This is a genomic window from Gemmobacter lutimaris, assembly GCF_003570715.1.
GTDB lineage: Bacteria > Pseudomonadota > Alphaproteobacteria > Rhodobacterales > Rhodobacteraceae > Gemmobacter > Gemmobacter lutimaris.
On sequence record NZ_QXXQ01000051.1, the window covers coordinates 1 to 1,140 of the forward strand.

Genomic DNA, 1,140 nt, shown 5'->3' on the forward strand with positions numbered 1-1,140 from the left:
CCGCCGCCCCGGCGCGTTCAGTGTCTTGTGGGGCGAGTTGGGGGCGTAGGGCTGCGCGCAGGGCGTTGACGCTCCGCGCCTGCAGATCGTCATTGAAGTCGCCTCGCTGCGGAGACAGGGCCAGCACTTCGATGCCAACCGCTGTCGCGCGCGCACTCAGCGTGGCAAAAGCCTTGTCGCCCGCAGCATCGGCATCGCGGGCGATGTAGAGCCTGCGCAGCGTCGGCGGCAGCAAGAGGGCGGCGAGGTGGCCCGCCGACAAGGCCGCCACGATGGGCAGACTGGGTAGCGCCGCGCCGACGGACAGCATCGTCTCGATGCCTTCGCCCGCGACAAGAACCTCGCGGGCGGTACCAAAGCGCACGCCGTGGCCAAGAAGATTGCCCATGGCGCGGCGCGGTCGGTCCACCAGTGCCTTGCCGGTGCCATCCGGCGCAAGCCAGGTCCGGTGCGCCCCAGTGATATTGCCCGCAAGATCGGTCACCACGGCGATCATCGCCGGGCGCCCTTGAGCCCGAGCACCGTCATCGGGCTGAAAGAAGCAGCGCGGATGATACCGCAGGGCATCGGAGTCCCTGATGTGCGTGATGCCGCGATGCATCAGATAGGTCTCGGCGAGGGTCCGGCGAATTGGCTGCGCCATGGCGATCAGCCGTCGCGCCGCCTCCGGCGAACCGGGGCGAACATCGGCCTGCCTGCCGATGACCGGTTGGGCCGCCTCGATCCGGGGCAGGCTCAGGAAGCGGCATGCCTCATCGAGCACGTCGCGGAACGCCGTCAGCCCGCAGCTCTCCCGGATGACATCCAGCAAGTCGCCATGTTCGGCCGAAGCCGCGTCGGTCCAGCGGCCCGCTGCCCCGGGGCCAGCGTCCGGCCCCTTGAGGCGGACGAACATCGAGCCCCCGGGTGCGTTGCGCACGTCGCCAACCAGCCAATACTGACCCTGGCGCCGCCCGTTCGAAAGGTAGTGCCGGCAGACCGCCTCGGCATCACGCGCAAGGCGGCTCGACAGGTCCGCTGCACTGCGGGGCATCATGATATCCCCAATCTGACGCAGACATTATGTTGCGCCGACGGCAGCAACCCAAAACAAACAAAGGGGAAATCAAAGCCCGGCAACATAACCCGCGCCGCAACATG

Annotated in this window: 1 protein-coding gene; it reads right to left on the reverse strand. The window is 68.0% G+C overall.

Annotated elements, in window-relative coordinates:
- Positions 1 to 1,036, reverse strand: a 1,036-nt coding sequence (locus D2N39_RS22410; RefSeq protein ID WP_199725346.1) for a DUF7146 domain-containing protein, incomplete at its 3' end; no start/stop codon positions are given.
- Positions 1,037 to 1,140: the final 104 nt, after the last annotated feature.